This is a genomic window from Streptomyces phaeofaciens, from assembly GCF_014648915.1.
Classification (GTDB): Bacteria; Actinomycetota; Actinomycetes; order Streptomycetales; family Streptomycetaceae; genus Streptomyces; species Streptomyces phaeofaciens.
In genome coordinates this window covers 51,531-63,614 of the sequence record NZ_BMSA01000004.1, presented here as the reverse complement: position 1 = coordinate 63,614, position 12,084 = coordinate 51,531, and the positions used below count along the sequence as shown (strand labels likewise).

Here is a 12,084-nt window from a genome sequence, read left to right as displayed (position 1 = left end):
GGCCGCGCGCCGCTCTTGCCCCCGGGGTTGTCGCTCGGCCCCGGGGGCGGTGGCCGTCCGCACCGGAGCGTCAGGTGTCCAGGATGCTCCGGGCCGCCGCCACCAGGTCGGCGGGCAGCGCGGGCCCCGCGCACGCGTGGTCGATCAGCAGGCCTCGGTAGGAGCCGTTCGGCAGCTTCGGCGCCAGTTCGATGAGCTCGCCCAGAGCGGCGGGCGAACCGGTGAGCCGTGCCCGGTAGGCGGCTCCGGCCGCGCGCAGGGTGAGTTCGGCCGGCTCCCGCCGCAGACCCTCGTCGGTCAGCCGGACCGCGGCGGTGAAGTCGCCCTGCTCGGCGCGGACATCGGCCAGGTCGAGGTGGAGCGACCAGTTGGCCGGGTCCAGGGCGAGGGCGCGTTCGAACGCCGCCGCGGTCTGCTCGAGATCGCCCAGCTTGCGCCAGGTGCCCGCTCGGACGACTTCCGTCAGCATGATCCGTTCGACGGAGTCCGCCCGCCGGCACAGGGCGAACGACTCCTCCGTGAGACCGCAGGCCCGCAGCAGGATCGCCATCCTGGCCAACGCGTCCGGCAGGGGCCGGCGGGCCGCGACCACGTCGATGGCGTGGAACCAGGGCCGGAACCTCTCCCGCATGCTGTCGGAGTCCAGACCGTGCCCGTAGTCCATCGTCCGCATCGCGGCCTCGGCCAGCGCGTCGGCACTCACCGCACCGAGAAATCGTTCATCGCCGAACCAGGGCGCCTCGGCCCACGCGGTGTCGGGCTGCACACCCGTGACGGATCCGATCGCCAGCGCCGCGTCGTCCATGTCGCCCTCGAGGAAGCTGATGTACGACCGCGCCAGTACCGTCCTCGGCGCGTCGGCACCCTGGACGACCTCGGCCAGCTCCGGCCGCCTGTCCCTCCACAGTTCGGCAAGAGCCGTATAGGGCTCGGGGTTCTCCGGAGCGGAGGCGATGGCACCCGCCAGGTAGTGCACGGCCGCCACCGGGCTGCCCCCGCAGTGCGCCAGCACCCGCGCGATACCCAGTCCACCGGCCACTGCTCGATTCGTCACCGCGCGAGGATATCCCCGGTCCGGCCGTCCTCCGGTCGCCGAGCCCGGGCCGGCGGGCCGGGCAGCGGGCCGGGCAGCGGCGCGCCCACCGACAGCGCAAGGCCGCCGGGCGTCGACGGGCCGGTGATACACAGGCGGGCATCATCCCCCAAGGCGAACGGGACCCGGCATGGACACTGGACCGATGGCGCAGGACCGTCGCGACACACCGACCACGGCCGCCCTCGGCTCAGGTCGCCGCTCGCGCCGGGCCGGCGTGCGTCGCCTGCGCACGGTCCTCCTGGCCACGGCGCTCGTCCTCGGCGCGACCGCCCCCGTGCAGGCCGTCCCCGCCCTCGCGCCCGCCACCGCGCGGGCGGCCGCGCCCGGCGCCGAGCGGAACCCCCACGAGCCCCCGTACGCCGGGCAGTTGACGAAGGATCTGCTCGCCCGCATGCAGCGGCTCCGGATTCCGGGAGCGGTCGTCTCCGTCACCACGCCGGAGGCGGGGACCTGGACCACCGCCCTGGGAACGCGCGACCTCACCACCGGCGAGCCCCTGCGCACCGGTGACCATCTGCGCGTCGGAAGCATCACCAAGACCTTCACCGGCACGGTCGTCCTGCAACTCGTGCAGGAGGGCAGGCTGTCGCTGGACGACCCGGTGGCGACGTACCGGCAGGGCGTGCCCAACGGCGAGCGCATCACCATCCGCCAGCTGTTGCAGATGACCAGCGGGCTGTACAACTACGCCGAGGACCCGGGCTTCAACGAGCGCATCGACCGGGACCCGGCAGGCGAGTGGACCCCCGAGGAACTGCTCGACGTCGCGTTCCGCCACCCGGTGTACTTCCCGCCCGGCACGGCGTTCCACTACTCCAACACCAACACCGTGCTGCTCGGGCTGATCGCCGAGCAGCTCACCCACCGGCCGCTGGCCGAACTGTTCCGGCACCGGATCTTCCGCCCCGTGGGCCTGCGCGAGACCGGCTACCACCCCAGCACGGCGTTCCCCCGCCCGCACCCGGCCGGCTACCAGTTCCTCAGCAACGTCGACAGCCTCTCCGCACCCGTGCTGACCGGAAGGGATGCGGCCTGGGCCGACTGGTCGGCCGGCGACCCGTACGACGTCACCAACGCCAACCTGAGCTGGGCCGGGGCGGCGGGCGCCGCCGTCTCCACCGTGGACGACCTGCGGCGCTGGGCGCGGGCGCTGGCCACCGGCACCCTGCTGAGCCCGGAACTCCAGCGTGAACGGCTGACGTTCGTCCCGACCTCCGACAGGCCCGGCGCCCCGGGCTACGGCCTCGCCGTCGCGAACCTGCTCGGCTTCATCGGCCACGACGGGCAGATCCCCGGATTCACCGCCTTCATGGGCTACGACCCCGCCCGCCGCGCGACGCTCGTGGTGCTCGCCGACCTCAACCAGTCGCCCGACGGCACGGCTCCGGCGAACGAGCTCGCCAAGGTCGTCGTCGCGGACCTCTTCGCGCACTGAGGGGACATGGCCGCGAAGGCGACGGCCTCCCGGCGATGTGCCGGGAGGCCGCGCCGTCGCGGGGGCCCGGGAGCCGATCACCCGCTGGGCGATCAGGCCTTGCCCTTGGTCACCACCCATGTGCCGTGGACCCAGTTGCCCACCGTCTCGTAGCCGGAGCGGAACGAGCCGAGCCAGTTCAGGCTGAGCTTCGCCTCCGCCTCGGACAGGACGGGGGTGTAGCTGCCGGCCTCGTCGGCCGGGCCGCCCGTGGTGTTCTCGGCGACGTAGGGGAAGGGGAAGACCGGCCGGCTCGCGGTGACCGTTCCGCTGCTGTCGGCCGACGTGGTCAGCAGGCTGCTCGGCGCCTCGCCCTCGGTGACCCAGTCGATCATGGCGGTCAGCGCGTCGAGGGTGCCGGGTCCCTGGCCGCCGCCGCAGTGCGCGACGCCCGGGAGCAGGAACAGCCGGGCGAAGTCCTCGGTCCGGGAACCGCCGCCCATGGCCTTCTGTACGGCCTTGTAGTAGGCCATGGTGCCGACGGCCGGGATGTGCTGGTCTCCGAGGCCGTGCCACAGGATCAGCTTGCCGCCGGACTTCTTGAAGGCGCTGAGGTCGGGGTCGGTGGCGTCGTACATGCCCTCGTTGGGCTGCATGATCTTCTTGTAGAAGGACGACGTGAACTTGACGTCCTTGTAGGTGAGGGCCGGCCGGGGGCTGTCGAAGACCTGGTAGCGGATGGTCTCGCGGACGAAGTTCATGTCGCCGGTGGTGCCCGTGGCCGTGGTGGGCACGATGATCCCGGCCCAGTTCAGCTCGGAGCCACGGAGCTGGTAGCCGGGGTAGAGCAGCTCACCGTGTTCGTCGGTGGGACCCGAGTAGATCCGGCGCAGGGTGGTGACCTGGTCGGCGGTGAGGCAGAAGTCGGAGGCGGTGGAGGTCCGACCGGCCTCGCACGTGATGCTCGCCGGGTCCCAGGTGCAGCCCAGTGGGTCGGTGACGACGCCGTCCGTGGCGCCGCAGCCCTTGAGGACCGCCTCGTGGAGGGGGGCGAGGTCGGCCGTGGTGAGGGTGGCCGGGCCGCCGTCGAGGAAGACCGACTGGGCGGTCCACGCGTGGGAGAAGGTGTTGAGGGCGGTGAAGTTGTTGGCCGGGGCGCCGGCGATGATGCCGTCGAAGTCGTCGGGGTAGCGCTGGGCCTCGGTCAGTCCCTGATGGCCGCCCTGCGAGCAGCCGTCGAAGTAGGCGTGCGTCGCCGCCTGCCCGTAGTACTTCTCGATGACGGTCTTCGCCACCTGGGCGAGGAGATGGTCGGACTTGTAGCCGAAGTCCGCGCGCAGCGTCGGGTCGGTGGAGAAGAGCCCGCCGCCCTGGGAGTGGCCCTCGTCGCTGGAGGCGACGGCGAAGGCGCCGTCGGTCAGGGGAACACATCCGGCGGCGGCGGGGGCGCTGCCCGCGTTCACGCTGCCGCAGAGGCCGCCGCAGCCGAGCTGGAGGTAGTCGGCCTGCCAGCCCGTCCGGGGCAGACGCAGCTCGAAGTGGATCTGCGGTGCGATCACGCCCTTGACGACACAGGCGGCCCAGTCGCCGAGGGTGTTGTTCTCCGCGCTCGTCTCGGTGGCGGAGGTGAACGCGAAGGGTGCGCCCGGTACGGCGCTCGCCAGGTCGAGTCCCGTGACGGAGGCGCAGGGCATGGCCGGCGGGATGCCGGCGACCGTGCCGTTCGAGGCCGGCGAAGCGGCCGTGGCGGAGGTCTGCGAGCTGCCGGTCGTCGCGTTGGCGAGGGTGATGCCCGCCCCGGTCACGAGAGCGAGGGCGGCGGCCAGGGTGGCCATGAAGGCGGCTGACTTCCACCGACACCATCTGGAGAGCATCTGCATGCTCGGTCTCCGTTTCGATCGCTGAACCGGCGTGAACGGCGGTGGGCCCGGTGTGTGCGGCGACCCGGGTCGGCCGGCCCGTCCCGGCGCTCCCGGTCGTCCTCGGGGTCCGGGCGGCCCTCGTCGACTGCCGCTTCACGGTGGGGTACGGCGAGGAACGTAGTCGCGCGTCGATCGCGAGCGCAAGATCCGTCAACGAAATTGTTGACGATTATCGGCCAAGGTGAGGCGCGCGGTCACGGCGGCCCGCGCGGCGTGGAAACACGCCCCCTTGTCAACCCGCACGGCACGCAATCTCAGGCTGCGCGCGGGGAACGGGTGAGCCGGGCCGGCCGTGTTGTGGCGGGTCGGGGCGGAGTGCGGCACGAGGCGGCTCAGCGGGCGGGCTGGACGTCTCCCTGGGTGGTCAGGGCGACGGACTCCGGCTGGGCGAAGGCGCCCGGCGGGATGCCCGGGAGGTGCCCGGTCGGCGCGGTGGGTTCGCGGGTGGCCGTGGGGCCCAGGGTGAGGCGGGAGACGATGCGGTAGCGGTCACCCCGGTAGATCGAGTGGACGTACTCGACGGGCCGGTCGCCGGTGTCGCTGGTGAGCCGCTCGAAGAGGAGCGCGGGGGACAGGTGGGGCACCCCGAGGAGCCTGGCCTCGGCCTGGCTGACCACGGTGGGCTCCATGGTCTGTACGGCCTCGCTGACCTGGACTCCGTGTCCGTCGCGGAGGTGGTCGTACAGGTCGCCGGTCTCCAGTTCCTCGGCGGTGAGCGCGGGGACGAGATCGGCGCGGATGTGCAGGTGCTCGATGGCCATGGGCACGCCGTCCACGAGCCGCAGGCGCGCCGCGTAGACGATGTCGGCGGCGGGCGACAGACGCAGTTTGCGGCCGACCCGGGCGCCGGCGGCGATCGTGGTGAACTCCAGCAGGCGGCTCGACCAGGCGCCGGAGGCCCGGGGGAGGACCATGGCCCGCTGGTCGGAGACGAGTTCCTGGGTGATCTTCTCGGGCGCCACGAACATGCCCCGGCCGTGTTCCCGCACGAGGAGGCCCGCCGCGACGAGTTCGTCGACGGCCGCGCGCAGTGTCGGCCGGGAGACGTCGAGGCTGGCGCACAGGGATCGCTCGGAGGCGATGGCGTCGCCGGGGCTCAGTGACTCGATGAGTTCCAGGATGTAGTCGCGGACCCGTTCCCGCTTGAGGACCGCCCCTGACCCGCCAGCGCTCATGTGCCGCTCCTGCCCGCCGCTCGCCGTTTCACTTGACCAGATCCTCCGTCATTGACCACTGGACGCTCACTGGTCAGGTGCAGTGTAACCGTCGCCGTGTGCCCGGTCAGGCGATCTCCGTACGTAACCCGGCCAAAGCGCGCTGAAGCGTGGGGGGTTGACGCCTCTATTGGTCTATGCCACCTTCAACGACCAATAAGAGGTCACCTGTCCAGTTGCTCAACTGGTCAGGTCGCCTGCTGCTTTCCCGTTTTTCTCCCAGGGGTGAACCGTGAAGCTCCGCATGCTTGCAGGTCTGTGCGCACTGGTGATCGCTGGAGGCCTCGCCGCCTGCGGCGGCTCCGGGTCCTCCGGCGACTCCGCCGACGGCACGACCACCATCGACGTCTGGCTCATGCGCGACAGCGTCTCGGCCGCGTTCCAGCAGGAGTTCGTCGACGGCTTCGAGGCCGCGCACCCGGACATCAAGGTCAAGGTGCAGATCCAGGAGTGGGACGGGATCGGCGAGAAGGTCACCGCCGCGCTCGCCAGCAACGACGCCCCCGATGTCATCGAGACGGGCAACACCCAGGTGGCCCAGTTCGCGCAGAGCGGCGGGCTGCTCGATCTCAGCGACAAGGTCGACGAACTCGGCGGCAAGGACTGGCTGCGCGGACTGGCCGAGCCCGGCGCGTACGAGGGCAAGCAGTACGGCATCCCGTACTACGCCGCCAACCGGGTCGTGATCTACCGCACCGACCTGTTCCGCAAGGCCGGCGTCGACGCCGGCACCATCAAGACCCGCGACCAGTGGATCACCGCCACGAAGAAGCTCAACACCGGTGGTACGCAGGGCATCTACCTGCCGGGCCAGATGTGGTACGCGCTCGCCGGGTTCATCTGGGACGAGGGCGGAGACCTGGCCACGCGGTCCGGCGACGACTGGAAGGGAACCCTCGACACCCCCGAGGCGCTGCGTGGCATGGACTTCTACAAGGAGCTCCAGGCACTGGGCAAGGGGCCCCGGGACTCCGACGAGGCGGAGCCGCCGCAGGCCGAGGTCATGGCCGCGGGCCGGGTGGCGCAGATCATCTCGACGCCCGGCGGGGCCAAGGTGGTCGCCGAGAGCAACCCCGAACTCAAGGGAAGACTCGGGTTCTTCCCCGTCCCGGGAAAGACCGCGGCCCAGCCCGGCTCGGTGTTCATCGGCGGTTCCGACCTCGTCGTCCCGGCGGCGTCGGGCAAGCAGGACGCGGCCCTCACCTTCATCGGCGAACTCACCGGCGACACCTGGCAGCGCAAGCTCGCCGTCGCCATGAGCTACGTGCCCAACAGGACGACCCTGGCCGACGCGGTGGCCTCCGACCCCGGTACCGCCGCCATGGCGGCGGGCGCGGCCGTCGGCCGGGCGACACCGAACACCCCCGGCTGGGCGGCCGTCGAGGCCAAGAACCCCCTCAAGGACTACATGACGGCCGTCCTCACCGGCGCCGACGCCAGGTCCGAGGCCACCGAAGCGTCCCAGGCGATCACCAGCGCCATGAAGTCCGGCTCCTGAACCGACGCCCACGCCGCACGCCGAAAGGAGACGACGTCGTGTCGGTCATCCGCGAACGCGATGTGCCACGCCCCCTGTTCCCCCGGCCGGCCCGGCCGCCCGCACCGCCGGGGCCGGACACCGAGCGGCGCGGATGGCGGCATTCCCCCGGCCGGGCCTGGCCGTACCTGCTGGTCGCACCGACCGTGCTGGGCATGCTGTATCTGCTGGTGTACCCGCTCGTCCGCACCGTGCTGATCTCGTTGCAGGACTTCCGGCTGCGCCAGCTCATCCGGGGCGACGCACGCTTCGTGGGCCTGCGCAACTACGAGACGCTCCTCACCGACGGCCGGTTCTGGCAGGTCGTCCGCCGCACGTTCCTCTTCATGGCCGTCAACGTCGTCCTGATCATGCTGCTCGCCACCCTCGTGGCCCTGGTGATCGAACGGCTGGGCCGGCGCGGCCGTACCGCCGTGCTCAGCGCACTCGTCCTGGCCTGGGCGATGCCGGTCATCGCGGCCACCACGGTCTTCCAGTGGCTGTTCCACTCGGAGTTCGGCATCGTCAACCAGACCCTGACCGCGCTGGGCTTCGAGTCGTTCGACCGCTATCCGTGGTTCGCGCACGGCCCGGCCGCCTTCGCCATCCTCGTCGTCCTGATCGTCTGGCAGTCCGTGCCGTTCGCGGCCGTCACCCTGTACTCGGCCCTGACGACGGTGCCGCCGGAGCTGTACGAGTCGGCCCGCATCGACGGCGCCACGGCCGGGCGCATCTTCCGCGCCGTCACCTTCCCGATGATCCGGCCGATCTTCATGCTGGTGCTCTCGCTGGAAGTCATCTGGACGTTCAAGGCGTTCGTGCAGATCTGGGTCATGACCAACGGCGGACCGGGGGACGCGACCACCATCCTGCCCGTGTACGCCGTGCAGACCGCCCTGTCCAGCCAGCGCTACGACCTCGGCTCGGCGGCCTCGATGGTCACCGTCGTCATGATGGCCGGCGTGCTCGTCCTCTACTTCCGCCAGATGTTCCGTCAGGAGGGCGAGGCCCTGTGAGCGCCGTACGCTCGCGCCTTCGGCGTCTCCCGCTGCACGCCGCCGCGGGCGCCACGATCGTCGTCTGTCTCTTCCCCGTCTACTGGATGGTCGCCACCGCGTTCCGGCCCAACCGCGACATCCAGTCCGCCGACCCCCGGCCGCTGCCGCGGACCTGGACGCTGGACCACTTCCGCACCGCCGTCGGCACCGAAGGATTCGGAGTCTTCTGGCGCAACAGCGTCCTGGTCACCCTGGGCGCCGTCCTGCTCGCCCTGATCGTGGCGCTCGGCGCGTCCTACGCCGTCGCCCGGATGCGCTGGCGCGGCCGGCGCGCGTTCGTCCTCATGGTCTTCATCGCGCAGATGGCGCCGTGGGAGGCGCTGATCATCCCGATCTACATCATCTCCCGCGACACCGGCATGCTCGACCGGCTGCCCACCCTCACCCTGATCTACTTCATGATGACGCTGCCGTTCACCATCGTGGTGCTGCGCGGATTCATCGCCGCCATCCCCGCCGAACTGGAGGAGGCGGCACAGGTCGACGGCTGCACCCGGGCCGGAGCCTTCCGGCACATCGCCTTCCCCCTCCTCGCCCCCGGTCTGATGGCCACCTCGCTGTTCGGCTACATCACCGCCTGGAACGAGTTCACGTACGCCAACTTCCTGATCATCAAACACCAGGACAGCCGCACGCTGCCGGTCTGGCTCTCCTCGTTCCAGAACGTCTTCGGCACGGACTGGGGCGCCACCATGGCCGCCTCCACCCTGTTCGCGCTGCCCGCCCTGGCGGTGTTCCTGCTGCTCCAGCGCCATGTGACCACCGGCTTCGCGGCCGGCGCCGTCAAAGGCTGACCCTGCGGCCTTCCGCCACGCGTGACCCCCGGGAGACACCTGTGCCCGCACACCCTCTCCACGCCACGCTCCTGCCCCGGCCCACCACGGCCCGGGCCAGGCCAGGCGCGTTCACCTTCCACACCGACACGAGCCTGCGCGTCGGTACGGGAGCGGAGGACGCCGCCCGTCTGCTGCGCACACTCCTCGCCCCCGCCACGGGACTGCCGCTGCGCCCCGCCGCCGACGGACCGGTCGCCCTCGCCCTCGATCCGCACCTGACCGGCCTCGGCCGTGAAGGGTACGGACTCACGATCGGACCGCACTCCGTGGTCCTGCGCGCCGCACGGCTCACCGGGCTCCTGCGCGGCGTGCAGACGATCCGTCAGCTCCTGCCCGCGCAGGCCCTGGCACCGGAGCCACGGCGCGGAGTGCCGTGGTCCCTGCCCTGCGCCGAGATCACCGACGTACCCCACCACCCCTGGCGCGGCGCCATGCTCGACGTGGCACGCCACTTCCAGCCGGTGGAGTACCTGCGCCGCTACGTCGACCTCCTCGCCCTGCACAAGATCAACGTCTTCCATCTGCACCTGACCGACGACCAGGGGTGGCGCATGCCGGTCACCGCCTACCCCGAACTCACCGAGATCGGCGGCCACCGCTCGCGGTCCATGACCGGCGCGACGGGCGACGACCACGACGGCACCCCGCACAGCGGCGCCTACACCCGGGCCGAACTCGCCGGCCTGGTGGAGTACGCGGCCGCGCGCGGTGTCACCGTCATGCCGGAGATCGAGATGCCCGGCCACGTCCGCGCCGCCCTGGCCGCCTGTCCGTGGCTGGGCAACGACCCGGACCGCACCCTGGACGTCTGGACCCGCTGGGGCGTCTGCGACACCGTCCTCGGCGTGCACGACGAGGTCCTCGACTTCTGCCGCACCGTGCTGGAAGAGGTCATGGATCTCTTCCCGTCGCCCTACATCCACATCGGAGGGGACGAATGCCCCCTCACGGAGTGGGAGCGCAGCCCCGTCGCCGAGGCGCGCATCCGGGCCGAGGGCCTCAGCGGCCCCGCCGCCCTGCACCGCTGGTTCCTCGGCCGGGTGGGAGAGTTCCTCGTCCGCAACGGGCGGCACCCGGTCGGCTGGGCCGAGACCGGTACCGAACTCCCCGACGGCTTCACGGTGATGGCCTGGCGCGACCCCGCGCACGCCCTGGCCGCCGCCCGCCACGGCCATGACGTGATCAACGCCCACTACCGGGCCACCTACCTCGACTACGCGCAGACCACCGATCCCCGGGAGCCCCGAGCCCAGCCGGGAGCCGTGGTCGCTCTGCGGGACGTCCACGGCCACGACCCCGTGCCCCCGGGAGCGTCCCCGGACGCCGCCGCCCGGGTGCTGGGCACCCAGGCGCAGCTGTGGACCGAGTTCGCCGCCACACCCGAGCATCTCGAACACCTCACCTATCCGCGTCTGTGCGCCCTGGCCGACCGCGCCTGGAGCGGCCCGACCGCTTGGCACGACTTCCGGTCCCGCCTGGACCGGCACACCACCCGGCTCGACGCCCTCGGCGTCCACCGCCACCGGTGACGCCCCGCGCGTCCCCGCCCGCCCGAGTCAGCACCGCACCCCACCCCGGAAGGGAACCAGCATGACGTCCACCACCCGTCCGAGCCTGCCGCGCGTCGCCGCGGCCACGGCCGTCGCGCTCGCCCTGGGCGCCGCCGGCCTCGCCGCACTGCCCGTCACCGCCAGCGCCGCCACCGACGACGTGGCGGTCCAGTACCGGACCGGCGCCACGGGCGCGATGGCGGACCAGACCGAGCCCTGGCTCAAGGTCAGGAACACCGGCGACGGCACCGTCCAGCTCAGCACCGTCAAGGTCCGCTACTACTTCAAGGCCGACAGCGCCGGCGCCGGCTACCGCTTCGCCTGCTCGTGGGCGGTCAAGGGCTGTGCCGACATCACCGGCACCTTCGGCACGCCGGCCCACCCCACGGCGAACGCCGACCGCTACCTGGAGATCGGCTTCACCCCGGGCGCGGGCACCCTCGCGCCGGGCGCCGACACCGGGGACATGCAGCTGCGCTTCCACCGCGCGGACTGGCAGCCCCTCAGGCAGAGCGACGACTACTCGTTCGGCGCGTCCCAGACCGCCTACGCGGACTGGCCGAAGGTCACCGCCCAGCTGTCCGGCACCACGGTGTGGGGCACCGCACCCGAGGGCAACGACCCGACGGACCCGCCCACCGACCCGCCCACCGACCCGCCGACCGGTGGGCAGACGCTGTTCGACGACTTCGCCTACACCACCTCCAGCGACCCGAGGATCGCCGCGAACGGCTGGAGCGTACGGTCCAACTCCGGCGGCCCCGGAGTGCCCGGCGCCACCTGGGCCCCGGAGAACGTCACCTTCGCCGGCTCCGGAGGCAGCTCCGTGATGAACCTCCGGACCTCGACCACCGGTACGGCGGACGGCACCAAACAGACCGAAGTCCTCACCAAGGCCACGAAGTTCAAGAACGGCACCTACGCCGCCCGGGTGAAGTTCTCCGACGCCCCCGTCTCCGGGCCCGACGGCGACCACCTCGTCCAGACCTTCTTCACCATCAACGACCTCCAGGCCCCGATGGCCGACAACTACGCGGAGTACGACTTCGAGTACCTGCCCAACGGGGGCTGGGGCGAGCCCTCGAACATCCTGTACACGACGTCCTGGGAGACCTACGACCCGGACCCTTGGCAGGCCGTCAACCAGCACACCGAGGCCCGGCAGAGCTACGCCGGCTGGCACGACCTGGTCGTCACGATCGACGGCAGCGCGATCACCTACTACATCGACGGCCGGCTCTTCGGCACCCATGACGCCGCCTACCTGCCCGAGCGCCCCATGTCGATCAACTTCAACCAGTGGCTGATCGACCTGGCCGGGCAGACCAGCAGCACACCCCGCGCCTACGACCAGCAGGTCGACTACGTACTTCACGTCAAGGACCAGGTCCTGACGCCGGCCCAGGTCACGGCCAAGGTGAACGCCTACCGTGCCACCGGCACCACCTTCGAGGACACCGTCCCGGCCGCCTAGGCGG

9 protein-coding genes are annotated in these 12,084 nt (G+C 71.5%); 6 read left to right on the top strand and 3 right to left on the bottom strand.

The features are described from left to right. Positions 1-70: 70 nt before the first annotated feature. Positions 71-1,054, bottom strand: a complete 984-nt coding sequence (locus IE275_RS10125) for a tetratricopeptide repeat protein (protein ID WP_229870179.1) — start codon at positions 1,052-1,054, stop codon at positions 71-73. A 184-nt stretch (positions 1,055-1,238) separates the two neighbouring features. On the opposite strand from IE275_RS10125, the gene IE275_RS10120 reads away from it, so the two are divergent. Continuing rightward, on the top strand, positions 1,239-2,531 hold the full coding sequence (locus IE275_RS10120) for a serine hydrolase domain-containing protein (protein WP_229870178.1): 1,293 nt from the start codon (positions 1,239-1,241) through the stop codon (positions 2,529-2,531). Between the two features lie 92 nt (positions 2,532-2,623). Here the strand turns inward: IE275_RS10120 and IE275_RS10115 are convergent, their stop codons facing one another. Further along, positions 2,624-4,345 (bottom strand): tannase/feruloyl esterase family alpha/beta hydrolase, encoded by a 1,722-nt coding sequence (locus IE275_RS10115; protein WP_229870177.1) that lies wholly within the window; start codon positions 4,343-4,345, stop codon positions 2,624-2,626. Positions 4,346-4,764: 419 nt separating this feature from the next. Then, positions 4,765-5,607: a GntR family transcriptional regulator gene (locus IE275_RS10110; protein WP_189709978.1), complete on the bottom strand. Its 843-nt coding sequence runs from the start codon at positions 5,605-5,607 to the stop codon at positions 4,765-4,767. A 271-nt stretch (positions 5,608-5,878) separates the two neighbouring features. Here IE275_RS10110 and IE275_RS10105 point away from each other — a divergent pair, with 271 nt between their 5' ends. The 5 genes from IE275_RS10105 to IE275_RS10085 all read left to right on the top strand — a co-directional run bounded on the left by IE275_RS10105 (position 5,879) and on the right by IE275_RS10085 (position 12,080). Continuing rightward, positions 5,879-7,144 (top strand): extracellular solute-binding protein, encoded by a 1,266-nt coding sequence (locus IE275_RS10105; protein ID WP_444545877.1) that lies wholly within the window; start codon positions 5,879-5,881, stop codon positions 7,142-7,144. Between the two features lie 38 nt (positions 7,145-7,182). Continuing rightward, complete coding sequence (locus IE275_RS10100; RefSeq protein ID WP_189709974.1) at positions 7,183-8,178, top strand: carbohydrate ABC transporter permease; 996 nt, start codon at positions 7,183-7,185, stop codon at positions 8,176-8,178. After that, positions 8,175-9,014: a carbohydrate ABC transporter permease gene (locus IE275_RS10095; protein ID WP_189709972.1), complete on the top strand. Its 840-nt coding sequence runs from the start codon at positions 8,175-8,177 to the stop codon at positions 9,012-9,014. Before IE275_RS10100 ends, IE275_RS10095 begins: the two co-directional genes overlap by 4 nt. 41 nt (positions 9,015-9,055) lie before the next feature. Then, complete coding sequence (locus tag IE275_RS10090; RefSeq protein ID WP_189709970.1) at positions 9,056-10,585, top strand: beta-N-acetylhexosaminidase; 1,530 nt, start codon at positions 9,056-9,058, stop codon at positions 10,583-10,585. Positions 10,586-10,646: 61 nt separating this feature from the next. Further along, the gene (locus IE275_RS10085; RefSeq protein ID WP_189709968.1) at positions 10,647-12,080 is read left to right on the top strand and encodes a cellulose binding domain-containing protein; all 1,434 of its coding nucleotides are present in this window, start codon (positions 10,647-10,649) and stop codon (positions 12,078-12,080) included. Positions 12,081-12,084 lie beyond the last annotated feature (4 nt).